This is a genomic window from Candidatus Streptomyces philanthi, from assembly GCF_059553635.1.
The window spans coordinates 1-22,647 of record NZ_JCANQV010000078.1; the positions used below are offsets into that span (position 1 = coordinate 1).

The 22,647-nt window shown below is 73.2% G+C and carries 23 protein-coding genes, 1 tRNA gene and 1 pseudogene; 13 read left to right on the forward strand and 12 right to left on the reverse strand.

Annotated elements, in window-relative coordinates; all coding sequences use genetic code 11:
• Both AC51EU_RS12070 and AC51EU_RS12075 read right to left on the reverse strand, forming a co-directional pair.
• Positions 1 to 126 (reverse strand): annotated as a pseudogene (locus tag AC51EU_RS12070) (FHA domain-containing protein); the annotation flags it as partial.
• Positions 127 to 136: 10 nt separating this feature from the next.
• A complete protein-coding gene (locus tag AC51EU_RS12075; RefSeq protein ID WP_496266846.1) occupies positions 137 to 952 on the reverse strand; it encodes an FHA domain-containing protein in 816 nt (271 codons plus the stop codon).
• Between the two features lie 480 nt (positions 953 to 1,432).
• On the opposite strand from AC51EU_RS12075, the gene AC51EU_RS12080 reads away from it, so the two are divergent.
• Positions 1,433 to 1,516, forward strand: a tRNA-Leu gene (locus tag AC51EU_RS12080).
• A 65-nt stretch (positions 1,517 to 1,581) separates the two neighbouring features.
• On the opposite strand, the gene AC51EU_RS12085 is transcribed toward AC51EU_RS12080, so the two are convergent.
• Positions 1,582 to 2,472: a LysR family transcriptional regulator gene (locus AC51EU_RS12085; RefSeq protein ID WP_496266847.1), complete on the reverse strand. Its 891-nt coding sequence runs from the start codon at positions 2,470 to 2,472 to the stop codon at positions 1,582 to 1,584.
• 94 nt (positions 2,473 to 2,566) lie between these two features.
• Here AC51EU_RS12085 and AC51EU_RS12090 point away from each other — a divergent pair, with 94 nt between their 5' ends.
• Positions 2,567 to 3,787, forward strand: a complete 1,221-nt coding sequence (locus AC51EU_RS12090) for an MFS transporter (protein ID WP_496266848.1) — start codon at positions 2,567 to 2,569, stop codon at positions 3,785 to 3,787.
• 94 nt (positions 3,788 to 3,881) lie between these two features.
• On the opposite strand, the gene AC51EU_RS12095 is transcribed toward AC51EU_RS12090, so the two are convergent.
• A complete protein-coding gene (locus AC51EU_RS12095) occupies positions 3,882 to 4,316 on the reverse strand; it encodes a MarR family winged helix-turn-helix transcriptional regulator (protein WP_496266849.1) in 435 nt (144 codons plus the stop codon).
• Positions 4,317 to 4,440: 124 nt separating this feature from the next.
• Here AC51EU_RS12095 and AC51EU_RS12100 point away from each other — a divergent pair, with 124 nt between their 5' ends.
• Together AC51EU_RS12100 and AC51EU_RS12105 are read left to right on the forward strand one after the other, a co-directional pair.
• Positions 4,441 to 5,319 carry a hypothetical protein gene (locus AC51EU_RS12100; RefSeq protein WP_496266851.1) on the forward strand — a complete coding sequence of 293 codons (879 nt, stop codon included), beginning with the start codon at positions 4,441 to 4,443 and terminating at the stop codon, positions 5,317 to 5,319.
• 10 nt (positions 5,320 to 5,329) lie between these two features.
• Positions 5,330 to 5,674 (forward strand): rhodanese-like domain-containing protein, encoded by a 345-nt coding sequence (locus AC51EU_RS12105; protein WP_496266852.1) that lies wholly within the window; start codon positions 5,330 to 5,332, stop codon positions 5,672 to 5,674.
• Positions 5,675 to 5,723: 49 nt separating this feature from the next.
• On the opposite strand, the gene AC51EU_RS12110 is transcribed toward AC51EU_RS12105, so the two are convergent.
• From AC51EU_RS12110 to paaA, 6 genes are all read right to left on the reverse strand, one after another.
• Positions 5,724 to 6,857 (reverse strand): acyl-CoA dehydrogenase family protein, encoded by a 1,134-nt coding sequence (locus tag AC51EU_RS12110; protein WP_496266853.1) that lies wholly within the window; start codon positions 6,855 to 6,857, stop codon positions 5,724 to 5,726.
• A gap of 119 nt (positions 6,858 to 6,976) precedes the next feature.
• Positions 6,977 to 8,020: a 2Fe-2S iron-sulfur cluster-binding protein gene (locus AC51EU_RS12115; RefSeq protein ID WP_496266854.1), complete on the reverse strand. Its 1,044-nt coding sequence runs from the start codon at positions 8,018 to 8,020 to the stop codon at positions 6,977 to 6,979.
• Complete coding sequence (paaD, locus tag AC51EU_RS12120) at positions 8,020 to 8,517, reverse strand: 1,2-phenylacetyl-CoA epoxidase subunit PaaD (RefSeq protein ID WP_496266855.1); 498 nt, start codon at positions 8,515 to 8,517, stop codon at positions 8,020 to 8,022. Before paaD ends, AC51EU_RS12115 begins: the two co-directional genes overlap by 1 nt.
• Complete coding sequence (paaC, locus tag AC51EU_RS12125) at positions 8,511 to 9,227, reverse strand: 1,2-phenylacetyl-CoA epoxidase subunit PaaC (RefSeq protein WP_496266856.1); 717 nt, start codon at positions 9,225 to 9,227, stop codon at positions 8,511 to 8,513. Before paaC ends, paaD begins: the two co-directional genes overlap by 7 nt.
• Complete coding sequence (gene paaB, locus AC51EU_RS12130) at positions 9,224 to 9,538, reverse strand: 1,2-phenylacetyl-CoA epoxidase subunit PaaB (RefSeq protein WP_496266857.1); 315 nt, start codon at positions 9,536 to 9,538, stop codon at positions 9,224 to 9,226. Before paaB ends, paaC begins: the two co-directional genes overlap by 4 nt.
• Positions 9,535 to 10,485, reverse strand: a complete 951-nt coding sequence (gene paaA, locus AC51EU_RS12135) for a 1,2-phenylacetyl-CoA epoxidase subunit PaaA (protein ID WP_496266858.1) — start codon at positions 10,483 to 10,485, stop codon at positions 9,535 to 9,537. The genes paaB and paaA overlap by 4 nt, the downstream gene beginning before the upstream one ends.
• A gap of 189 nt (positions 10,486 to 10,674) precedes the next feature.
• Here paaA and AC51EU_RS12140 point away from each other — a divergent pair, with 189 nt between their 5' ends.
• From AC51EU_RS12140 to AC51EU_RS12150, 3 genes are read left to right on the forward strand one after another with little or no spacing between them, the layout of a single operon-like run.
• Positions 10,675 to 11,340 (forward strand): DUF5819 family protein, encoded by a 666-nt coding sequence (locus AC51EU_RS12140; protein WP_496266859.1) that lies wholly within the window; start codon positions 10,675 to 10,677, stop codon positions 11,338 to 11,340.
• Positions 11,337 to 12,659: an HTTM domain-containing protein gene (locus AC51EU_RS12145; RefSeq protein WP_496266860.1), complete on the forward strand. Its 1,323-nt coding sequence runs from the start codon at positions 11,337 to 11,339 to the stop codon at positions 12,657 to 12,659. The genes AC51EU_RS12140 and AC51EU_RS12145 overlap by 4 nt, the downstream gene beginning before the upstream one ends.
• Positions 12,656 to 13,318 carry a TrmH family RNA methyltransferase gene (locus AC51EU_RS12150; protein ID WP_496266862.1) on the forward strand — a complete coding sequence of 221 codons (663 nt, stop codon included), beginning with the start codon at positions 12,656 to 12,658 and terminating at the stop codon, positions 13,316 to 13,318. Before AC51EU_RS12145 ends, AC51EU_RS12150 begins: the two co-directional genes overlap by 4 nt.
• Positions 13,319 to 13,408: 90 nt before the next feature.
• On the opposite strand, the gene paaN is transcribed toward AC51EU_RS12150, so the two are convergent.
• Complete coding sequence (gene paaN / locus AC51EU_RS12155; RefSeq protein ID WP_496266863.1) at positions 13,409 to 15,091, reverse strand: phenylacetic acid degradation protein PaaN; 1,683 nt, start codon at positions 15,089 to 15,091, stop codon at positions 13,409 to 13,411.
• A 169-nt stretch (positions 15,092 to 15,260) separates the two neighbouring features.
• Between paaN and AC51EU_RS12160 the strand changes: the two genes are divergently transcribed.
• Both AC51EU_RS12160 and AC51EU_RS12165 read left to right on the forward strand, forming a co-directional pair.
• The gene (locus AC51EU_RS12160; RefSeq protein ID WP_496266865.1) at positions 15,261 to 16,775 is read left to right on the forward strand and encodes a 3-hydroxyacyl-CoA dehydrogenase; all 1,515 of its coding nucleotides are present in this window, start codon (positions 15,261 to 15,263) and stop codon (positions 16,773 to 16,775) included.
• A gap of 2 nt (positions 16,776 to 16,777) precedes the next feature.
• Complete coding sequence (locus AC51EU_RS12165; protein ID WP_496266866.1) at positions 16,778 to 17,368, forward strand: TetR/AcrR family transcriptional regulator; 591 nt, start codon at positions 16,778 to 16,780, stop codon at positions 17,366 to 17,368.
• A gap of 39 nt (positions 17,369 to 17,407) precedes the next feature.
• On the opposite strand, the gene AC51EU_RS12170 is transcribed toward AC51EU_RS12165, so the two are convergent.
• Positions 17,408 to 17,917: an Lrp/AsnC family transcriptional regulator gene (locus AC51EU_RS12170; RefSeq protein ID WP_496266867.1), complete on the reverse strand. Its 510-nt coding sequence runs from the start codon at positions 17,915 to 17,917 to the stop codon at positions 17,408 to 17,410.
• 223 nt (positions 17,918 to 18,140) lie between these two features.
• Here AC51EU_RS12170 and pdhA point away from each other — a divergent pair, with 223 nt between their 5' ends.
• The 4 genes from pdhA (at position 18,141) to AC51EU_RS12190 (ending at position 22,582) form a co-directional block, all read left to right on the forward strand.
• On the forward strand, positions 18,141 to 19,310 hold the full coding sequence (pdhA, locus tag AC51EU_RS12175) for a pyruvate dehydrogenase (acetyl-transferring) E1 component subunit alpha (protein WP_496266868.1): 1,170 nt from the start codon (positions 18,141 to 18,143) through the stop codon (positions 19,308 to 19,310).
• Positions 19,307 to 20,341, forward strand: a complete 1,035-nt coding sequence (locus tag AC51EU_RS12180; protein ID WP_496266869.1) for an alpha-ketoacid dehydrogenase subunit beta — start codon at positions 19,307 to 19,309, stop codon at positions 20,339 to 20,341. The genes pdhA and AC51EU_RS12180 overlap by 4 nt, the downstream gene beginning before the upstream one ends.
• Complete coding sequence (locus AC51EU_RS12185; RefSeq protein WP_496266870.1) at positions 20,341 to 21,627, forward strand: dihydrolipoamide acetyltransferase family protein; 1,287 nt, start codon at positions 20,341 to 20,343, stop codon at positions 21,625 to 21,627. Before AC51EU_RS12180 ends, AC51EU_RS12185 begins: the two co-directional genes overlap by 1 nt.
• Positions 21,628 to 21,709: 82 nt before the next feature.
• Positions 21,710 to 22,582 carry an NTP transferase domain-containing protein gene (locus tag AC51EU_RS12190; protein ID WP_496266871.1) on the forward strand — a complete coding sequence of 291 codons (873 nt, stop codon included), beginning with the start codon at positions 21,710 to 21,712 and terminating at the stop codon, positions 22,580 to 22,582.
• Positions 22,583 to 22,647 lie beyond the last annotated feature (65 nt).

Sequence of the window (22,647 nt, forward strand, 5' to 3'; positions counted from 1 at the left end):
GGCGCCGCGCTGGGTGACGCGGGTACCGAAGAGATCGGTGCGGATGACCTGTACGGCCACGATGACGAACAGCCACAGTACGGCGAGGAAACCCAACCGCATGACCGTGAGGGTCAGCTCTGACATTGCCCCCGCTTCACCCTTCGGCTTGCCGGTAAACGATGGTGGTACTGCCCACGACGATCCGCGAGCCGTCGCGGAGATTAGCGCGGGTGGTGTGCTGCCCGTCCACCACGATCCCGTTGGTGGAACCGAGGTCCTGGACCGTGCAGGGCGTGCCGACCCGGATCTCGCAGTGCCGCCGGGAGACCCCGGGGTCGTCGATCCGTACGTCGGCGTCGGTGCTGCGGCCGAGGACGAGGGTGGGCTGCGAGATCTGGTGGCGGGTGCCGTTGATCTCGATCCAGCGGCGGGTCTGCCCGTACTGTCCCGCGCCGGTCGGTGCCGAGGGACGGACGCCGGGCGGTGTGGAGGGCATGGGGGGCGGGCTCACGTGACCGCCGCCGGTGTAGCCGCCCTGCGGCCCGGCCGGGGCGCGCTGCGCGGCCGCCGCCTGGCCCGGGTGCTCCTGGGAGGTGCTGGAGGCGAGGGTGCGGCTGCGGACGCGGTAGAGACCGGTGTCGAGGTCGTCGGCCTTCTCCAGGTGCACCTTGATCGTGCCCATGAAGGTGTAGCGCTGCTGCTTGGCGTAGTCGCGGACCATGCCCGACAGCTCTTCCCCGAGTTGCCCGCTGTAGGGGCTGAGCCGCTCGTAGTCGGGGGCGCTCAGCTCGACGATGAAGTCGTTGGGGACGACCGTGCGGTCGCGGTTCCAGATGGTGGCGTTGTTGTCGCACTCACGCTGTAGTGCGCCGGCGATCTCGACGGGCTGCACCTCGGACTTGAACACCTTGGCGAAGGTGCCGTTGACGAGACCTTCGAGACGCTGCTCGAAGCGCTTCAGTACTCCCACGGGGCACCTCCTTCCCCAGTCTTCTTCAGGTCGTCCTGATACTGCTTACTGATCGTATCCACGCGTCGGGAAATCGGCTGGTTCCCCTTTCCCACCTGGAGGGACGAGTGTCGCCTCTCACAGGGTTGCCCGCTGCTTCCGTCCACCTCGTTCGTGCGTGTGCACTGCGATGGTAGATGTGCCCCCAAGACAGTGTCCCGCAACCGGCGCCGTCTCTCACCGGCCGGGGCTTCCCGGACCGGGCGTACGCGACGGCGGGACGGGGACGCGGGACGGAACTGCATGTTCCGGGCCGGCGGACCCCCGGCAGGGCGGTCGGGCACCGGCGCGGGGGCCCGGACGCGGGGTGCGGGGCCGGGCCGGGAAAAGGGCATGTGAAAGCACCCGTCATGGCGTGCTAGTGTTCTGCATGTCGGAAGGCGCTCCCGCCGAAACGGACGAAGATCCGGGAAGGCGAGAGAATCAGTCGGCAGCACCCATGCGCGGGTGGCGGAATAGGCAGACGCGCTGGATTCAGGTTCCAGTGCCCGAAAGGGCGTGGGGGTTCAACTCCCCCCTCGCGCACAGAACGAGACCCCCGGTCTCCGGTTCATCCGGAGACCGGGGGTCTCGCGTTGTTCCGGTCCGGTTCAGCCCGCGTCGGCCGCGGCGCGGCAGAAGGCGCGGACGCGGGCGGTCTCGCGGGCGCTGTGGTGGAGCAGGACGAGCCGGGAGTCGGGGACGCCGGACACCGGCAGGAACACCAGGTCGCGGCGGAGCTCGTGGTACGCGGCGGTGGGGCGGCACAGCAGCATGGCGCCGCGTTCGGCGGCGGCGAGCGCCAGGCCCTCCTGGAGGGTGGCGACCGAGGGGCCCGCGGGGATCGGACGGCCCGCGGGTGTGGTGGCGGGCGCGTGGGCGCGCCGCCAGTAGGCGGGCGCCGGGGGGCCGGTGCCGATCAGCGGGACGTCGGCGAGGTCCTCCGCGGTCAGGGTGGTGCGGGCGGCGAGCGGATGGCGTACGGAGAGCGCGAGGGTCATCGGTTGGGCGGCGAAGACCGGGCTGAGGACGAGATCGGGTTCGGCGGCGGGCAACAGGACGACGGCGAGGTCGACCGTGCCGGCGCGGAGCGCGCCGAAGGGGTCGTTGAGCGGGATCTCGACGAGTTCGGTGCGGCAGCCGGGGTGCCGGGCGCGGAAGATGTCGAGGGCGCGCAGGAACGGTTCGTCGGCGACGCCCTGGAAGCCGAGGGTGAGGGTGCCCTCGATGCCGCGGGCGGCGGCGCGGGTGGTGTCGACGGTGGCGCGCAGTGCGGCGTAGGCGGGGCGCAGGGCGGTACGGAAGTCCTCGCCCAGGGGTGTGAGGCGGACCCGGCGGCTGGTGCGGTCCACGAGCCGGGCGCCGATGCGGGACTCCAGGGAGCGCAGCAGCTGGCTGACCCTGCTCTGCGACAGGTACAGGCGCTCGCCGGTGCGGCCGAAGTGCAATTCCTCGCAGAGCACGAGGAAGCACTCCAGTTCGCGGAGGTCAAGACCGCTCATGGTGTCCCTTCACGACGGATCGATGAGTCCCGCTCATGGAAGGGTGAGAAGTCCGGTGTTGTTCCCCGCCGGGTCGCGGCGTTGGCTGGTGGGCATGACGACGGTCCGTGAAGTGGCGGGAAATGGCGGCATGTTGGCGAGGAAGCGCGGGGGTGGCTGGCCTGCCGTGGGGGCGCTCACGGCGGCGACGTTCACCGTGGTGACGTCCGAGATGCTGCCGGTGGGGCTGCTGACGCCGATCCGGGGGGAGTTGGGGGTCGCGGAGGGGACGGCGGGGCTGACGCTGACCGTCACCGGTGTGGTCGCGGCGGTGTCGGCGCCGGTGCTGACGGTACTGGTGGGGCGGATGAACCGGCGGTGGGTGCTGGTAGGGCTGATGGCCCTGCTGGTGGCGGCGAACCTGCTGGCCGCGGTGGCGCCCGGGATCGTGGTGCTGTTGCTGGCCCGGGTGCTGGTGGGGCTGGGGATGGGGGGTGTCTGGGCGCTTGCCGCGGGGCTCGCGGTACGGCTGGTGCCACAGCGGCGGGTGGCCACCGCCACCTCCCTGATCTTCAGCGGGGTCGCCGCGGCCTCGGTGCTCGGCGTACCGGCGGGCACCCTGCTGGGCGGCATCGGCGGCTGGCGGGCGGCGTTCACAGCGATGGCGGGGGTGTGCGCGGTGGTCGGCTGCGCGCTGGCGTTGCTGCTGCCGTCGCTGCCGGCCTCCGGCGCGGTGCGGCCGGGCGGCGTGCTCGGCCTGCTCCGCGTACCGCCCGTGCGGACCGGGCTGCTGTTGGTCGCCCTGCTGGTGACCGGGCATTTCGCCGCGTACACCTATGTCCGGCCGGTCCTGGAGACGGTGTCGGGCGCGGGGACGGCGCAGATCGGGACGCTGCTGCTCGTCTACGGGGTCGCCGGTCTGGTGGGCAACTTCGCGTCCGGCGCGGGCGCGGCGCGCTCCCCCAGGACGGCGCTGCTGGTGATCTGCGCGGTGCTGACGGGTGCGGTGGTGCTGCTGCGGCCGCTGGGCGGCGGTCTGGGCGTGGCCGGGGCCGCGGTCGCGCTGACGGTGTGGGGGCTGGCCTACGGGGGCGTGTCCGTCGGCACCCAGACCTGGCTGGCGGCCGCGGCGCCCGAGGCCCGCGAGGCGGCCTCGGCGCTGTTCGCCGGGGTCTTCAACGCGGCCATCGCCTTGGGAGCGCTGGCCGGGGGCCTGGCGGCGGACGGCTGGGGCGTGACGGGCGTGCTGTGGCTGGCGGCCGCGCTGACCGCGGGGGCGTGGGTGACGGTGGCGGTGGGACGGGCGCCGGGGGTGGGGCGCGAGGGGGCCGCGTAAGCGGCCGGGCGCTCGTGCTGATCACTCGGCGCGTGTGGCGGGCGCGGCCGTGCGTCGCGGCGTCGGCTGAGGGACGCGTTGGTCGCCGCGCCCGTCAGCCGAACCGCTCCTGCGCCTCGTTGTAGCGCACCAGGTACGAGGCGAAGCGCTGCAACTCGGTCTCGTCCCAGTCCGCGAGCCGTTCGTGGAACGCCTGGCGGCGGCTGGTCATGGCGTTGGCGAGGACCTGGGCGCCCCGTTCCGTGGGGTGGAGGACCTGGACGCGGTGGTCGGAGGGGTCGAGGCGGCGCTCGACGAAGCCCAGCTTCTCCAGGGCCGTGATCTGCCGGCTGACCGTGGACTTGTCCAGCATGTAGTGCGCGGCGAGATCGGTGGCGCGGCAGCCGCCCCGGTCGTCGAGGTGGGCCAGCAGCGTGTACGAGACGAGCGACAGCTCGGGGTGGATGCGGGCCGCGGTGGCGCGGGCGCGGCGCGCGAAGGCGGTCAGCTGCTGCTGGATGATCTCGACGGATTCGTCGCGAAGGGTCACGGAACGGCCTTTCTGAGGTAGTCGCACGGTACAACGCGGACAGAGGCTTGTATTTACCAACGGTCGGGTCGCCCCTCTCCCGGCCGATCGAGGGCCCTGGCTCGGCGGGCCGTACGCTGGCCGGGTGACGAACTCGCATGCGGAGAACGCGCAGAACGACCGGCAGCGGACCGACGCCCCCGAGGAGGCGGGCACCACGGCGGAGGCCGGGAGCGGGCAGCCGGACGGCGCGGACGAGGCGACGCAGCGGCTGGCCAAGGCGGTGCTCGCCGCCGAGCAGGCGCTGATCGAGTTCGAGATCGCGGTGGAGACCTTCCGTGTGGAGGTCGACAACTTCTCCCGGCTGCACCACCAGCGCCTCGGCCCCCTGTACGCGCGGCTGGACGAGCTGGACGCCCGGATCGCCGAGGCCACGGCGGCCCGTACCGGCGACCCCGAGGACATCCGCAGGGCGCGTGAGGCGCGGGCGTCGGTGCTGCCGCTGCCGGGCGTCGAGGAGCTGTTCGACGGCTGGATCGGGTCGGAGGGCCTGTTCCCCGAGGCGCAGGCGATGCTCACCGAGCAGTCCGTGAGCCCGCCGCGGAAGGTGCGGCCCAGTGAGGAGGCCCGCAGGGCGTACCGCGATCTCGTCCGCAAGGCCCATCCGGACCTGGCCCGCGACGACGCGGAGCGGGACCGGCGGGACGCGTTCATCGCCCGGGTCAACGCCGCGTACGCCGCGGGCGACGAGGCGGCGCTGGGCGAGCTGGCCCGCGAGTGGGAGGCCGGGCCGGTGCCGGTGGAGCGGCCGGGCGAGGGCGAAGAGCTGTACGCCCGGCTGGAGTGGCTGGCCGCGCGCAAGGAGATGCTGGCCGCGGTCGCGGCGGAGCTGGAGGAGAGCGCGATCGGCGCGATGCTCAAGATGGCGCCGGACGACCCGGACACGCTGCTGGAGGAGATCGCCCGCAAGCTGCACACGGACGTAGCGGAGCGCGAGGCGCGCCTGGCGCAGCTGGTCGGGTAGCGTCACGGACATGCATTTCGGTTCTCTGCCCACGGTCGGTGTCGACGCGCTCACACCCGAGGATTTCCTCCTGGACGTACGGGAGGACGACGAGTGGGAGGCGGGGCACGCCGAGGGCGCGCTGCACATCCCCATGAGCGAACTCGTCGCCCGCTTCGGTGAATTGACCGAGGCCGTGCCCCAGGACGGCAAGGTCTACGTCCTGTGCCGGGTCGGCGGCCGTTCGGCGCGGGTCGCCCAGTACCTCCTCCAGCAGGGCATCGACGCGGTGAACGTCGACGGCGGGATGCAGGCGTGGGAGGCCGCCGGCCGGCCCGTCTCGGACGGCAGGGGCGGCACGGGCGCGATCGTCTAGCCACGCCCACCCGGCTCGGCGTACGCCCCGCGCACCGGCCCCGGGCCGCTCAGCCCAGCGGGTGCGCCGCGATGAGTTCGCCCAGGGCCTCCTCGTGGGCGGCGGCCGGCCCCAGGGACAGTTCCAGGTGCTTGGCCCAGGCGTGGTAGCGGTGCAGGGCGTAGTCGGTGTCGGCGCCGAAGCCGCCGTGCAGGTGCTGGGCGGTCTGGACGACCCGGCGCACCCCCTCGGCCGCCCAGATCTTGGCGACCGCGACGTCCGCGGCGGCCGGTAGCGGGCCCGGGGCGCCGGTGCCGATGCGCCAGGCGGCCTGCCACAGGGTGGCGGCCATCGCGCGCAGGTCGATGAAGCGGTCGGCGGCCTGGACGGCGACGGCCTGGAACGTCGCGAGGGGATGGCCGAACTGCTCGCGCCTGCCGGTGTAGTCGGCGGTCATGGTGAGCACGGCCTCGCCCAGGCCCAGCGCCAGCGCGCAGGTCCCGGTGGTCAGCAGCAGCCGCAGCCGCTCCCAGGCATCGGGGTCGGTCATGACCTCCCGTTCGGCGAGGCGTACGGCGTCCAGCGTGACCTCCGCCAGCCGCTCGCCGGTGGTGGAGATCTGCTCGTCGAGGCGGACGCCGGGGGACTCGCGGGGGATCAGGGCGAGCACCGGGCGGCCGTCGGGCGTGTGTGCGGGCAGCAGGACGCGGTCGGCGACGGCGGCCCAGGGGACGGCGGTCTGGACGCCGTCGAGGAGCCAGTCGCCGCCGTCCCGGCGGGCCCGTACGGAGCGTTCGGCGGGCTCGTGGCCGGTGCGTCCGGCGGCGGCCACCGTCACCACCGTCCGGCCGTCGGCCAGGCCGGGCAGCACCTCGGCGCGCAGCGCGTCGCCGCCGTGGTGCGTGAGGGTGTACGCGGCGGCGCCGCACTCCAGCAGCGGGACCCGGGCCAGGACCTTCGCGGCCTCACGCAGCACCAGGCAGAGGGCGATCGGGTCGAGGCCCGAGCCGCCGTGGGCGGGGTCGCCGAGCAGGCCGAGGAGGTCGCTGCGGGCGAGGGTGCGCCACAGGGCGCGGTCGAAGTCCTCGGCGACGGCGCCGGGGGTGAGCGCCGGGCTGGGTACGCCGTCGGGCGCGACGCCGGAGAACACCGCCCGCGCCGCCTCGGCGGCCGCCTGCTGCTCCTCGCTGAAGGTGAAGTCCACTGCCCTGTCCTCCCACGCGGCGCCACGATCTGACGAACCGTCAAGATAGAACATGTTGCAGTGCGGGGGAATGGCGGCGACGGCCCGATCGGTACGGGGAACGGGCCGCCGCCCGGGACTCACCGGTCGAAGTTCAGCTCGACCTTCTCGGTGACGGGGTGCGACTGGCAGGCCAGCACATACCCCGCGTCGACTTCCTCCGCCTCCAGGGCGAAGTTGCGGTCCATGCGTATCTCGCCGGAGACCAGGAACGCCCGGCAGGTGCCGCACACCCCGCCCTTGCAGGCGTACGGCGCGTCCGCGCGGTTGCGCAGCACCGTCTCCAGCAGGGACTCGCCGTCCCGCACCGGCCAGGTGCCCGAGCGCCCGCCGAGGGTCGCGGTCACCGCGCTGTGGGCGGGGGCGGGCGCCGCCGGTGCGGTCGGCGCGCCCGCGTCGACGTGGAAGATCTCCTCGTGGACACGCTCGCGCGGTACGTCCAGGGAGCGCAGGGCCCGTTCGGCGCCCTGGACCAGGCCGTAGGGGCCGCACAGGAACCAGCCGTCGACGGAGCCGACCGTCAGCAGGGCGGGCAGCAGGGAGCGCAGCCGCTCCTCGTCCAGCCGTCCGGAGGGCAGTCCGGCCTGCTGCTCCTCGCGGGAGAGGACGTGCACCAGCTGGAAGCGGCCCGGGTAGCGGTCCTTGAGGTCGGCGACCTCCTCCAGGAACATCGTGGACGCCGCCGTGCGGTCGCTGCGGACCAGGCAGAACGAGGCGTCCGGCTGCCGGGCGAGCAGGGTGGAGGCGATCGACAGCACCGGGGTGATCCCGCTGCCGCCGACGATGCCGGCGAAGCGGCCGGGGCGCGGCTCCAGGGTGAACCGGCCGGCCGGCGGCATCACCTCGACGGTGTCGCCCACGGCGAGTTCCTTGAGCGCGTACGCCGAGAACGCGCCGTTCTCGACGTAGCGGATGCCCACCCGCAGCACCGGCTCGTCGGTGGCCGGGGTGCAGATCGAGTACGTACGGCGGATCTCCTGGCCGTCCACCGTGCGGCGCAGCGCGATGTGCTGGCCGGGGGTGTGCCGGAAGACCTCGCGCAGGTGCGGGGGGACGGCGAAGGTGACGGCCACCGCGTCGTCCGTGAGCCGCTCGACCTCCGAGACCCGGAGCGGGTGGAACATCACAACTCCTTGAAGTGGTCGAAGGGTTCGCGGCAGGACTCGCAGCGGCGCAGTGCCTTGCAGGCGGTGGAGGAGAAGCGGCTGAGCAGGGTGGTGTCGGTGGAGCCGCAGTGCGGGCAGCGGATCGCGAGAGCGACGGCCACCGGGCCGCCCGCGGGCCCGGACGGGCGCGGCGGGGCGACACCGAACTCGGCCAGTTTCCGCCGGCCCTCGGCGGTGATCGCGTCGGTGCTCCACGGCGGGCTGAGGACCGTACGGACCTCGACCTCCGGTATGCCGTGCTTGTGCAGCACCCGCTCGATGTCCGCGGACATCGCCTCGACGGCGGGGCAGCCGGTGTAGGTGGGGGTGAGGTCCACCTCGACCCGCCCGGGGGCGGTCAGCCGTACGTCGCGCAGTATGCCCAGTTCGGCGAGGCTGACGACGGGCAGCTCGGGGTCGGGGACGGCGCCGGCCAGGGCGCGCAGTTCCGCTTCGAGGGGGGTGGTGGTCACCATGCCGCCCCCGGGTGGCTGCGGTGCAGATGCTGCATCTCGGCGAGCATCCGCCCGAACGGTTCGGTGTGCAGGCCCTGCCGTCCGCCGCCCGCGGTCCAGGCGTCGCGCCGGGGGCCGGTGGGGAGGGTGAGGGTGGCGCGTTCCAGGACGTCGCCGACGCGGGCCTTCCAGGTGTCGTGGAGGGCGTCCCAGGGGGCGTCCAACCCCTCCACGGGGTCGGTGAGTTCGCCGGTGAAACGCCAGAGGGCGTCCAGGGCGTCCTGCATCCGGCGGTGGCTCTCCTGTGTGCCGTCGCCCAGCCGCAGCGTCCACTGCTCGGCGTGGTCGAGGTGGTAGGCGGTCTCCTTGACCGCCTTGGCGGCCAGCGGCGCCACCTCGCTGTCCCCGGTGGCGAGACGGTCGAAGAGGAGGTGCTGGTACGCGGAGAAGTAGAGCTGGCGGGCGATGGTGTGGGCGAAGTCGCCGTTGGGCTGCTCGACGAGCTGGAGGTTGCGGAACTGCCGCTCCTCGCGGAGATAGGCCAGTTCGTCCTCGTCGCCCGCGAGGGAGAGCAGGACGCGGGCCTGGCCGAGGAGGTCGAGGGCGATGTTGGCCAGCGCGACCTCCTCCTCCAGGACGGGGGCGTTGCCCGCCCATTCGCCGAGGCGGTGGGAGAGGACCAGGGCGTCGTCGCCGAGGACCAGGGCCGGGGTGAGGGTGGTGTTCGTCAAAGGTGCTGCACCCCGTCCGGGATCTCGTAGAACGTCGGGTGGCGGTAGGGCTTGTCGCCCGCGGGCTCGAAGAACGCGTCCTTCTCGTCCGGGGAGGAGGCGGTGACGGCGGCGGAGGGGACCACCCAGATCGAGACGCCCTCGGAGCGCCGGGTGTACAGGTCGCGGGCGTTGCGCAGCGCCATCGCGGCGTCCGGCGCGTGCAGGCTGCCGGCGTGGGTGTGCGACAGGCCGCGGCGGCTGCGGACGAACACCTCCCACAGCGGCCAGTCGGCCGGCGCGGTGGCCGTGTCGGCGGGGTGTGCGGTCATCGGGTCGCCTTCCCGTGCTTGGCCGCGTGCGCGGCGGCTGCCTCGCGCACCCAGGCGCCGTCCTCGTGGGCCCGGCGGCGGCGGGTGAGCCGTTGCTCGTTGCAGGGCCCGTTGCCCTTGATCACCTCGCGGAACTCGGACCAGTCGATCGGGCCGAAGTCCCAGTGGCCGCTCTCCTCGTTCCAGGTCAGGTCGGGGTCGGGCAGGGTGAGCCCGAGCGACTCGGCCTGGGGGACGCAGATGTCCACGAAGCGCTGGCGCAGTTCGTCGTTGGAGTGCCGCTTGATCTTCCAGGCCATGGACTGCGCGGAGTGCGCCGACTCGTCGTCGGGCGGGCCGAACATCATCAGCGACGGCCACCACCAGCGGTCGACCGCGTCCTGCGCCATGGCGTGCTGGGCCTTTGTGCCCCGGCTCAGCGCCAGCAGCAGCTCGTAGCCCTGCCGCTGGTGGAACGACTCCTCCTTGCAGACGCGCACCATCGCGCGGGCGTAGGGGCCGTACGAGCAGCGGCAGAGCGGGACCTGGTTGGTGATCGCGGCGCCGTCGACCAGCCAGCCGATGGCGCCGACGTCGGCCCAGGTCAGGGTGGGGTAGTTGAAGATCGAGGAGTACTTCTGGCGGCCGGAGTGCAGCTTGTCGAGGAGTTCGTCGCGGCTGACGCCGAGGGTTTCGGCGGCGCTGTAGAGGTACAGGCCGTGGCCCGCCTCGTCCTGGACCTTGGCCATCAGGATCGCCTTGCGGCGCAGTGACGGCGCGCGGGTGATCCAGTTCGCCTCCGGCTGCATTCCGATGATCTCGGAGTGGGCGTGCTGGGCGATCTGCCGGACCAGTGTCGAGCGGTAGCCGTCGGGCATCCAGTCGCGCGGTTCCACGCGTTCGTCCGCCGCGACGGTCGCCTCGAACAGCGCCTCCAGTGCCGGTTCGTCCGGCGCGATCGTCGTCATCTACAGCCCCTTCGCTCCCGACCGACCGATCGTTCGGTTCAATCGTGGGTGAGCCACGGTCGGGTGTCAAGCCTGTGGACAACGGCGGAGAAACGACCGGGAAGGGTGGTCGGGATGTGCCCGGTGGTGGCGCATGGGTACGGTGCCGTGGCGGAGTCGGCGGAACAGGACGCGGGGAACGGGGCGGGAATGCAGTCATACGGGGACGAATCGCGGCCGGTGTCCGCGCTCTCGTCGCCCTCACGGTTCATCGTCGGCGTGGCGGCCTGTGCCGTCGCCCTCGCCGTCGCGATCCATCTGGGCATGGTGTTCCTGCACGTCGCGCCGGCGAACACGCTGAGCAAGGCACAGGGCGAACGGATCGGCGCCTACATCAACCCCGAGTACGAGCAGAACTGGAAGCTGTTCGCGCCCAACCCCCTCCAGCAGAACATCGCGGTCCAGGTCCGCGCGGTGGTACGGACCGACGGCGGCGCCACCCGCACCACGGGCTGGACCGACCTCACCGCCCGCGACGGGCAGGCCGTCCTCCACAACCCGGCGCCCAGCCACACCCAGCAGAACCAGCTGCGCCGTGGCTGGGAGTTCTACTTCGGCTCCCACACCACCGAGGACCGCCCCACCGGCATGCGCGGTGATCTCTCCGAGCGCTACCTCCGCCGCATCGTGATGCAGCGGATGGGCGCGGAGTGGGGCGGCGGCGACCGGGTCGAAAGGATTCAGGTCCGCTCGTGTGTGACGGCGGTCCCCCCGCCGCCGTGGAGCAACGAGAAGATCAGCGACAAGCCCGTGTACCGCGTGCTGCCCTGGTGGCCGGTCACCGCGGCCGATCTGCCCGAGGGGACACACCAGTGACCACGCCGCACACCCAGGAAACCTCCGTCCCCGGCCAGCGCCCGCCGCGCGACGAGGCCCCCGAACGGCCCGCGGCGCCCCCGGGCGGCTACCGGGAGACCCGCCTGGAACGCCTCGTAGGACGGGGCTTCCGCCAGGTCACCGGCCGGGCCCTGGCCCCGTACCAGACCGCCGTGATCCGCATCGGATTCTCGGCCACCTGGCTGCTGTTCCTGCTCCGCGAATGGCCGCACCGCGCCACCCTCTACGGGCCGGACGGGCCCTGGAGCATGGACCTGGCGCGCCGCCTGATGGCCGACAACCACGCCTTCTCCGTCCTGCTGTGGTCCGACGGCCGCTTCTGGTTCGAGTGCGTCTACGCGCTGGCGGTGGCCGCGAGCGCGCTGCTGCTGGTGGGCTGGCGCACCCGCACCATGTCGGTGCTGTTCATGCTCGGCGTGATCTCGCTCCAGAACCGCAGCATCTTCGTCGGGGACGGCGGCGACAACGTCCTCCACCTGATGTCGATGTACCTGGTGCTCACCCGGTGCGGCCAGGTCTGGTCGCTCGACGCGCGCCGCGCGCGGCGGCGTGCCGCGGACGAGGGCCCCGGCCGCGATGTGGCCGGTGTGGTGCTGTGGACCGTCCTCGGGCTCGCGCTGGCCACGGCCCAGCTGCTCGGCCGCTACGGTCTGCACTGGTTCGAGAACGGCCCGTTCCCCGGCGTCGGCTGGAACCTCGCGCTGTGGATCCTGTGGGGCGCGCACGGCGTGTGGTGGGTGGTGAACCGCCACTGTCCCGGGGAGCCGCGCGCCGTCGCCGACGCCGTGGTGAAGCTCCTGCACAACGGCGCCCTGCTGGTGATCGTCGTCGAGGTCTGCCTGATCTACGCGACGGCCGGCTGGTACAAGGTCCAGGGTTCGCGCTGGCAGGACGGCACCGCGGTCTATTACCCGATGCACCTGGACTACTTCTCGCCCTGGCCGCAGCTGTCCGAGCTGCTCGGCAGCAGCGGGCTGATCGTCATGCTGATCACCTACGGCACGGTGATCGCCCAGGTCGCCTTCCCGTTCACCCTGTTCAACCGCCGCGTCAAGAACGTGCTGCTGGTCGTGATGATCTGCGAGCACCTGTCGATCGCGTTCCTGCTCGGGTTGCCGATCTTCTCGCTGGCGATGGTCACGGCGGACGCGGTGTTCCTGCCGACGGTCGCCCTGACCTGGTTCTCGGGACGGCTGGGCGCGTGGGGCAGGCGGCTGACCCGCCGCGGCACCGGGGAGGCGGAGGCCACCGGGGCCCGTGCGCCGGACGCCGGCGGTGGCCCTACGCTCGTGGGGTGAGCAGCGAGACAACAGCACCGGACGTGCCCGCCCAGTACGACGAGGGCTACGGCGACGAGGTCGGCGTGGGACCGCACCCGCTGCCGTGGCCCGACGGCGAGCACTACGACCCGGAGCTGCTCGCCCACGGCGACCGGCGCAATGTCGTCGACCCCTACCGCTACTGGACGCGCGAGGCGATCGTCGCCGACCTCGACACCCGGCGCCACGACTTCCATGTGGCCGTCGAGAACTGGGGCCACGACTTCAACATCGGCTCCGTGGTGCGGACCGCCAACGCCTTCCTGGCCAAGGAGGTCCACATCGTCGGCCGCCGCCGCTGGAACCGGCGCGGCGCCATGGTGACCGACCGCTACCAGCATCTGCGCCACCACCCCGACACCGAGGCGCTGACCTCCTGGGCCGCCGGGGAGCGGCTGCCGATCATCGGGATCGACAACCTCCCCGGCGCCGTGCCGCTGGAGACGACCGCGCTGCCGCGCCGCTGTGTGCTGCTGTTCGGCCAGGAGGGGCCGGGACTGTCCGAGGAGGCGCGCCGTCACGCGTCGGTGGTGTGCTCGATCGCGCAGTTCGGCTCGACCCGCTCGATCAACGCGGGGGCCGCGGCCGCCATCGCCATGCACTCCTGGATCGCCCGCCACGCCCGTATCGAGGGGTAGGCCCCGTGGCTCCCGCCCTCCGGAAGGACGGCGGGAGCGCGGTGGCAGAGCCCGGTGGGGCGGCTCCCACCGGGCCCCGTACGCCCCGCCTCACGCGGGCCGGCGCACCTCCACCGTGCGGAAGCGGCTCGCCACGAAGGCGCCGTCGCACAGCGCCGCGTTGGCCGCCGGGTTGCCGCCCGAGCCGTGGAAGTCGGAGAACGCCGCGGTCTGGTTCACATAGACCCCGCCGGTGAGGTTGAGCGACAGCTGCGCGCACTCCTCCAGGCAGACGTCCCGCACCTTCGCCTCCACCTCGGGCGAGGTGGTGTACGCGCCGACCGTCATGGCGCCCTGCTCGCGGACCGTCTCCCGTAGCAGCTCCAGCGCCTCGTCCGCCGAGCCGACGGCGACGGCGAAGGACACCGGGCCGAAGCACTCCGAGCGGTAGGCCGCCGCGGCGTCCGGGTCGGCGGCGTCCAGCTTGACGATCAGCGGGGTGCGCACCGTCGCGCCGGGGAACTCGGGGTGGGCGACCGTACGGGAGGCGAGGGCCACCTCGCCCAGCCCGGCGGCCTTCTCGATCCGCTCCTTGACCTGCGGGTTGACGATCGCGCCCAGCAGCGCGTTGGCCCGCGCGTCGTCGCCGAGCAGCTTGTCGACCGCGGTCGCGAGGTCGCTCACCACCTCGTCGTACGACTTGGGGCCCGCGTCCGTGGTGATGCCGTCCCGGGGGACGAGGAGGTTCTGCGGGGTGGTGCACATCTGGCCGCTGTAGAGCGAGAGGGAGAACGCCAGATTGCCGAGCATGCCCTTGTAGTCGTCCGTCGACTCGATGACGACGGTGTTGACGCCGGCCTTCTCCGTGAAGACCTGCGCCTGGCGGGCATGGGTCTCCAGCCAGTCGCCGAAGGCGGTGGAGCCGGTGTAGTCGATCACGCGGACCTCGGGGCGGACGGCCAGCGTCTTGGCCAGGCCCTCACCGGGGCGGTCCACCGCCAGGCAGACCAGGTCGGCGGGGAAGCCGGCCTCGGCCAGCACCTCACGGGCGACGCGGACGGTGAGCGCCAGCGGCAGCACGGCCCGCGGGTGCGGCTTGACCAGGACCGGGTTGCCGGTGGCCAGGGAGGCGAACAGGCCCGGGTAGCCGTTCCAGGTGGGGAAGGTGTTGCAGCCGATCATCAGGGCGACACCGCGCGGCACGGCCGTGAACGACTTGGTCAGCTCCAGCGGATCGCGCTTGCCCTGCGGCTTGGACCAGGGGGCCTGCTCCGGGACCCGCACCTGCTCGGCGTAGGCGTACGCCACCGCCTCCAGGCCGCGGTCCTGAGCGTGCGGCCCGCCCGCCTGGAACGCCATCATGAACGCCTGGCCGCTGGTGTGCATCACGGCCTGCGCGAACTCATGGGTGCGCGCGCTGATCCGGGCGAGGATCTCCAGGCAGACCGCGGCCCGCGCCTCGGGGCCCGCGTCCCGCCAGGCGGGGATCGCCGCGCGCATCGCCGGGAGCAGCACGTCCACGTCCGGGTGCGGGTAGGTGATGCCCAACTCGGGGCCGTACGGGGAGACTTCCTCGCCGACCCAGTCGTCCGTACCGGGCTGGTCCAGCGCGAAGCGGTTGCCCTGGAGCGCCTCGAAGGCGGCCAGGCCGTCGGGCGCCGCGGTCTCGCCGTACGCCTTGGGGTGCTCCGGGTGCGGGGACCAGTAGGCGCGGGTGCGGATCGCCTCCAGGGCCTGATCGAGGGTCGGGCGGTGCTTCTCGATCAATTGCGCTGCGGTCATGTCGGCGGCCATCGATGACCAACTCCTCGTCGAACCGGGCGGGAAACGGATGCGGGGTGGGCGAAGGGGACGGGCGGACTGGGAGGGACACACTGACGGAGTTAGAGTAACCGAACGATCGGTCGGGGCAAGAGGGTCCGGCACACCTGTGGATAACTCCGTCGGGGAGGGTTCAGTCGCTATGACGGCTATCGGGACCGGCAGCACCGTGGCAGTGGTGGGCACGGGCACGATGGGACAGGGAATCGCGCAGGTCGCCCTGGTGGCGGGACACCGCGTACGCCTTTACGACGCGCTTCCGGGGCGCGCCGTCGAGGCCGCCGGCGCGATCGGGAAACGGCTGGATCGGCTCGCCGGCAAGGGCCGGATCACGGAGGCCGAACGGGACGCCGCCCGCGACCGCCTGCACGCCGCCGAAACGCTCACCGATCTCGCCGACGCCGCCCTGGTCGTCGAGGCGATCGTGGAGCGGGTTTCGGCCAAACAGGAGCTGTTCACCGCCCTGGAGGACATCGTCGGCGACGACTGCCTCCTCGCCACCAACACCTCCTCCCTCTCCGTCACCGCCGTCGCCGGCCCGCTGCGCCGCCCCGGCCGCTGCGTGGGCCTGCACTTCTTCAACCCGGCGCCGCTGCTGCCGCTCGTCGAGGTGATCAGCGGCTCCGCGACCGACGAACGGGCCGCGGACATCGCGCACGCGACCGCCGCCGCCTGGGGCAAGACCCCGGTGCGCTGCGCCGACACCCCCGGCTTCATCGTCAACCGCGTCGCCCGCCCCTTCTACGCCGAGGCGCTGCGCGCCCACGAGGAGCGCACCGCCGACCCGGCCACCCTCGACGCCGCGCTGCGCGACGGCTCCGGCTTCCGGATGGGCCCCTTCGAGCTCACCGACCTGATCGGCCAGGACGTCAACGAGGCGGTGACGCGCTCCGTGTGGACGGCTCTCTTCCAGGACCCGAAGTTCGCGCCCTCCCTGGCGCAGCGGCGCCTGGTGGAGTCCGGGCTGCACGGGCGCAAGACCGGCCGCGGCTGGTTCGACCACTCCGAGGGCGCGGCCCGGCCCGCCCCGCACACCGCGGCCCCCGGCCCCGCCCCCGCGCTCGTCACCCTCTACGGCACCCTGCCGGCCCCCGCCGCCGTCCTGCCCGATCTGGTCGAGGAGGCGGGGATCACGCTGACCCGCCGGCCGGCCCCGGGGGAGCCCGGTTTCCTGCTGCTCCCCGGAGGGACGCGCCTCGCCCTCACCGACGGGCGTCCGGCGACCGGGTCGGAGGACGGCGCCGTACGCTTCGACCTCTCGCTCGACTACCGGGCCGCGACCCGGATCACCCTCGCCGCCCCGGACACCGCCGCCCCGTCGCGGGTCGAGGAGGCCGCCGGGTTCTTCCAGGCGCTCGGCAAGCAGGTCGGGGTGATCGACGACGTCCCCGGCATGATCGTCGCCCGGACCGTCGCGATGATCACCGATATCGCCGTGGACGCGGCGGCCCGCTCCATCGCCACCCCCCAGGACATCGACACGGCCATGCGCCTGGGGGTGAACTACCCCGGCGGCCCGCTGGAATGGGCCGAACGGCTGGGGGCCCGCTGGCTGTGCGACGTGCTCGACGCCGTGCACCGCCACCACCCCACGGGACGGTACGCGCCGTCCTGGGCCCTGCGGCGCCGTGCGCTCCGCGGCGAACAGGTGCTGTAATCATGACCATGGCCAAGCGCGACACCTACACGCCGGATTCGCTGCTCGCGGTCGCCGTCGAGGTGTTCAACGAGCGCGGATACGACGGCACGTCCATGGAGCACCTCTCCCGGGCGGCGGGCATCTCCAAGTCCTCGATCTACCACCACGTCCGCAGCAAGGAAGAACTGCTGCGCCGTGCCATAAGCCGTGCGCTGGACGGCCTGTTCGGGGTGCTGGACGAGCCCGGGGCGCGCGAGGGGCGGGCGATCGAGCGGCTGGAGTACGTCACCCGTCGCGAGGCCGAGGTCCTGATGGACGAGCTGCCCTACGTCACCCTGCTGCTGCGGGTGCGCGGCAACACCGACACCGAGCGCTGGGCCATGGAGCGCCGCCGCGACTTCGACCACCGGGTCGCCGAGCTGCTCAAGGAGGCGGCGGCCGCCGGTGACCTGCGGTCCGACGTCGATGTCCGGCTCGCCACCCGGCTCCTCTTCGGCATGATCAACTCGATTGTGGAGTGGTACCGCCCCGGGCGCGGCGGCTCGGCCGGCCGGGACGAGGTCGCCGAGGCCGTGATCCGTACCGCCTTCGCGGGGCTGCGCACCACCTGACCGGCGCGCGGGCCCCGGAACGGCGGGGCCCGCCCGGCGTCACTGCGGCTGCGGCCCGACCCCGGTCTCCTCGAACACCAGCAGCGTCCGGGTGCTGAGCACCTCGGGTATCGCCTGGATACGGGTGAGGACCAGCTCCCGCAGCTCCCGGTTGTCCTTGGCGTGCACCAGCAGCAGCACGTCGAAATCGCCGCTGACCAGGGCGATGTGCGCGGCCCCCGGGAGCGCGGTGAGCTGCTCGCGCACCGTCCGCCAGGAGTTCTGCACGATCTTCAGCGTGATGTAGGCGGACGCGCCCTGGCCCGCCCGTTCCTGGTCGACGCGGGCGCTGAACCCGCGGATGACACCGTCGTCGATCAACCGGTTGATCCGCGCGTAGGCGTTGGCCCGCGAGACATGGACCCGTTCGGCGACGGAGCGCACCGAGGCGCGTCCGTCGGTCTGGAGCATGCGCAGTATCGCGCGGTCGATGGCGTCCAGCGGGCGGACGGGCGGGGTGGATACGTACGGTGATGGCCCGCCGGAATTGGCCATCTGTTCGTCCGGCATATGGTCCCGCCTCCCCTTGGTGGACACCCTGTCGTCATCTGAAGCTGTGGAGAACCGTTTGTCCACAGGCCGAGTGCGCCTGTAGCCAAAATGTGCCAGCGACCGAACAATCGGTAGGGAGGGCGTACCCCGCCCGGCCCTTGTGCATCCTGCCCATCCGTTGCCCGCACTCCACCCCCATGAGGCGCTTCGCGCCACTCCCCGGCACGAGGAGGTGCCCGTCATGACGGTCCTTGAGCAGCCCGGAAGCAGCCAGAACCCGGGCGGTCCGTCCGGTCCGCCGCCGGCCTGGCGCCCGCGCGTCGATCCGGCGCCGCTGCTGCCCGACGCCGAGCCGTACCGCGTCCTGGGCACGAACGCCGCCCCCCGCGTCGGCACCGAGCTGCTGAAGAGGCTCTACGTCCAGCTGGTGCGCGGCCGCCGCTACAACACCCAGGCCACCGCGCTCACCCGGCAGGGCCGGCTCGCGGTCTACCCCTCGTCCACCGGGCAGGAGGCGTGCCAGGTCGCCGCCGCACTGGCCCTCAAGGACCAGGATTGGCTCTTTCCCAGCTATCGCGACACCCTCGCCGCCGTCGCCCGCGGTCTCGACCCCGTCGAGACCCTGACCCTTCTGCGCGGCGACTGGCACACCGGCTACGACCCCCACGCGCACCGCGTCGCCCCCCTGTCCACCCCCCTCGCCACCCAGCTGCCGCACGCCGTGGGTCTCGCCCGCGCCGCCCGCCTCAAGGGCGACGACGTGGTGGCCCTCGCCCTGGTCGGCGACGGCGGCACCAGCGAGGGCGACTTCCACGAGGCGCTGAACTTCGCGGCCGTCTGGCAGGCCCCGGTGGTCTTCCTCGTCCAGAACAACGGCTTCGCGATCTCCGTACCGCTGTCGAAGCAGACCGCGGCGCCCTCCCTCGCCCACAAGGCCGTCGGCTACGGCATGCCCGGCCGCCTGGTCGACGGCAACGACGCCCCCGCCGTCCACGAGGTCCTCACCGAGGCCGTGGAGCGGGCCCGCGCCGGCGGCGGCCCCACCCTCGTCGAGGCCGTCACCTACCGCGTCGAGGCGCACACCAACGCCGACGACGCCACCCGCTACCGCACCGACGCCGAGGTCGAGGCATGGCGGGCGCACGACCCGATAGCCCTCCTGGAGCGGGAGCTGGACGGCCGGGGACTGCTCACCGCGGACTTCGCCGCCGCCACCCGGGACGGCGCCGAGGAGATGGCCGCCGACCTGCGCCGGCGGATGAACGAGGACCCCGTACTCGACCCGATGGACCTGTTCAGCCACGTCTACGCGGAGCAGACCGGCCAACTGCGCGCCCAGGCGGAGCGGTTGCGCGCCGAACTCGCCGCCGCGGAAGGCGCCGACGAGCCCGCCCAGGAGGCCCGGCCATGACCACGACCGCCCCGGCGACCGCCCGCAGGCCCGCCACCATGGCGCAGGCCCTGACCCGCGCCCTGCACGACGCCATGGCCGAGGACCCCGCCGTCCATGTGATGGGCGAGGACGTCGGCACCCTCGGCGGCGTCTTCCGCGTCACCGACGGGCTCCAGAAGGACTTCGGCGAGGACCGGTGCGGCGACACCCCGCTCGCCGAGGCCGGCATCCTCGGCACCGCCGTCGGCATGGCGATGTACGGGCTGCGGCCGGTCGTCGAGATGCAGTTCGACGCGTTCGCCTACCCCGCGTTCGAGCAGCTGGTCAGCCATGTCGCCAAGATGCGCAACCGCACCCGCGGCACGATGCCGATGCCGCTGACGATCCGCATCCCCTACGGCGGCGGCATCGGCGGCGTCGAGCACCACAGCGACTCCTCCGAGGCGTACTACCTGGCCACGCCCGGCATCCAGGTGGTCACCCCGGCGACGGTCGCCGACGCCTACGGGCTGCTGCGGGCCGCCATCGCCTCCGACGACCCGGTCGTTTTCCTCGAACCCAAGCGGCTCTACTGGTCCAAGGCCGACTGGTCCCCCGAGGCGCCCGAGCCGGTCGCCCCGCTGGGCCGCGCCGAGATCAGGCGCCGCGGCACCGACGCCACACTGATCACCTACGGCCCGTCGCTCCCGGTCTGCCTGGAGGCCGCCGAGGCGGCCCGCGCCGAGGGCCGGGACCTGGAGGTCGTCGACCTGCGCTCGCTGATGCCGTTCGACGACGAGACCGTCTGCGCCTCCGTACGGCGCACCGGCCGGGCCGTCGTCGTCCACGAGTCCCACGGGTTCGGCGGCCCCGGCGGCGAGATCGCCGCACGCGTCACGGAACGCTGCTTCCACCACTTGGAGGCGCCGGTGCTGAGGGTGGCCGGATTCGACGTCCCCTACCCGCCGCCGATGCTGGAACGGCATCATCTCCCTGGTGTGGACCGCATCCTGGACACCGTCGCCCGGCTCCAGTGGGAGGCGGACTGGACCGAGGGGAGGGGGCAGTGATGGCCGTGGTCCGCGAGTTCACCCTGCCCGACCTGGGCGAGGGCCTCACCGAGGCCACCATCGTGCACTGGCTGGTGGAGGTCGGCGACGTCGTGGCCGTCGACCAGCCCGTGGTCGAGGTCGAGACCGCCAAGGCCATGGTCGAGGTGCCCTGCCCGTACGGCGGCGTGGTCACCGCGCGCTGCGGGGAGGAGGGCACCGACCTTCCCGTGGGCGCCCCGCTGCTGACCGTCGCCGTGGGGGAGGAGGCGGCGGCCGCCGCGCCGCCCGCCGAGGCGGCCCCCGAGGACGAGGGCTCGGGCAATGTCCTCGTCGGCTACGGCACGAGCACCCCCGTGGCACGCCGCCGCCGGGTCCTCCCCGGTGACGCACGCCCGGCCGCGCCCCGCGAGGCGGACGTCCCCGCGCCGGCCGGCGGCTCCCGTACGGTGCCCGTCATATCGCCGCTGGTGCGCCGGATGGCCCGGGAGGCCGGGCTCGACCTGACCTCCCTCACCGGCACCGGCCGCGACGGACTGATCCTGCGCGCGGACGTTGAACGCGCCCTGCGGGCCCGTGAGGCGGCCCCCGCCACGACGGCCCGCGTCGTCACCCCGGGGGAGGAACGCGTACCGCTGCGGGGGATGCGCGGTGCCGCCGCCGAGAAGTTCAGCCGCAGCCGCCGGGAGATACCGGACGCGACCTGCTGGGTCGACGCGGACGCCACCGAACTCCTCGCCGCCCGCCGGGCGATGAACACCCCCGGCGCGCCCAAGGTGTCGCTGCTCGCCCTGCTCGCCCGCGTCTGCACGGCCGCGCTGGCGCGCTTCCCCGAGCTGAACGCGACCGTCGACACCGCGACGCGGGAGATCGTCCGGCTGCCCGCCGTCCACCTCGGCTTCGCGGCGCAGACCGACCGCGGTCTGGTGGTCCCGGTGGTCCGGGACGCGCACACCCGCACCGTCGAGGACCTGTCCGCCGAGATGACCCGGCTCACCGACACCGCCCGCGCCGGCGGACTGTCCCCCGCCGACCTGACACGGGGCACGTTCACCCTCAACAACTACGGCGTCTTCGGCGTCGACGGCTCCACACCGATCCTCAACCACCCCGAGGCGGCCATGCTGGGCGTCGGCCGGATCGCCGCCAAACCCTGGGTGCACGAGGGCGAGTTGGCCGTACGGCAGGTCGTCCAGCTCTCGTTCACCTTCGATCACCGGGTGTGCGACGGCGGCACGGCCGGCGGCTTCCTCCGCTACGTCGCCGACTGCGTGGAACACCCCGCGGTACTGCTGCGCACCCTCTGACGCGGCCACCGCGCGCACGCCGGTGTCGCCAGGCCCGTGGCGGCACCGGCGTGCGCGCCGCGTTCTTGGTGATACTCAAGAGGTGAGCGACCACACCGACCACGACGCCATCGTGCTGGCCGGAGGCGCGGCACGTCGGCTCGGCGGCGCGGACAAGCCCGCACTGCCGGTCGGGGGCCGCTCCCTCCTGGACCGCGTGCTCGCCGCCTGCTCGGGCGCGACGCGCACCGTCGTCGTGGGACCCGTCCGGCCCTCGGCCCGCCCCGTCGTGCACACCCGCGAGGACCCGCCCGGCGGCGGACCGCTCGCCGCCCTGGACGCCGGGCTGCGGCACACCACCGCCCCCGTGGTCCTCGTCCTCTCCGCCGACCTCCCCTTCCTCACGTCGGCGACCGTCCGCGTCCTGCTGGACCGGGTCGCCCGCCCGGCCTCCGGCACCCGGGTGGACGCCGCCGTGCTGCGGGACGCGGACGGCCGCGACCAGCCGCTGGTGGCCGCCTACCGCGCCGGGGCGCTGCGCCGGGAACTGGTCAGGCTGCGCGCCGAGCGGGGCGCCCTGGCGGGGCTGCCGCTGCGGGCGCTGCTCACCCGGCTGGCGGTCGAACGGGTCGGGGACGCTCCGCCCGGTGCGTCCTTCGACTGCGACACCTGGGAGGACCTCGGCGCCGCCCGCGCACGGATCAGGGAGCATGGCAACGTGTTGGATGAATGGATCACCGCAGTCAAGGCCGAACTGGGCATCGAACTCGATGTCGACACGGCGGCACTTCTCGACCTCGCCCGGGACGCGGCCCACGGCGTGGCCCGCCCCGCCGCCCCGCTCACGACCTTCCTGATCGGCTACGCGGCCGCCCAGCAGGGCCGTGACGTCACCGAACTGGCCGGACGCACCGCCGCTCTGGCCAACCGCTGGGCCGCCGAGGGCACCGACGGCACCACGAAGCCCGCAGAATGACCGACGGCGATTTCGACGCGGCGTTCGACGACGCCCTGGCCGTCGCCAACAGCGACCGGGCCCCG